Consider the following 387-nt stretch of genomic DNA (forward strand, 5'->3'; position numbering starts at 1 on the left):
TGTTTCAGTTACAATACTGCCTTAAACAGCTTGCTTGAAGAAAGATATGAAAGAACATAAGGCCCGGAAACGCTTCGGGCAGAATTTTTTGCAGGATACGCGGATTATTAGCGATATTGTCAACGCGGTCAGACCGCAGCCCGATGATATCGTGATTGAAATCGGCCCGGGCTTGGCAGCTATTACCGAGCCTTTGGCGAAAAAACTCAATTGCCTTCATGTTTGCGAAATCGACCGAGACATCGTACGCCGTCTGAAAACCTTGCCGTTTGCAGATAAATTGGTGATACACGAAGGTGATGTATTACAGTTTGATTTCAACAGCATTGAAGGCAAGAAAAAAATTGTCGGCAACCTGCCGTACAATATTTCCACGCCGCTTTTGTT

Annotated in this window: 1 protein-coding gene; it reads left to right on the plus strand. The window is 44.7% G+C overall.

The genetic code is table 11. The features are described 5' to 3' along the window. Positions 1-46: 46 nt before the first annotated feature. Positions 47-387 (plus strand): ribosomal RNA small subunit methyltransferase A (locus tag ACTHSP_RS22515; RefSeq protein WP_440347073.1); only part of this gene is annotated, 341 nt, incomplete at its 3' end.

It is taken from the genome of Neisseria sp. P0001.S005 (genome assembly GCF_051963715.1).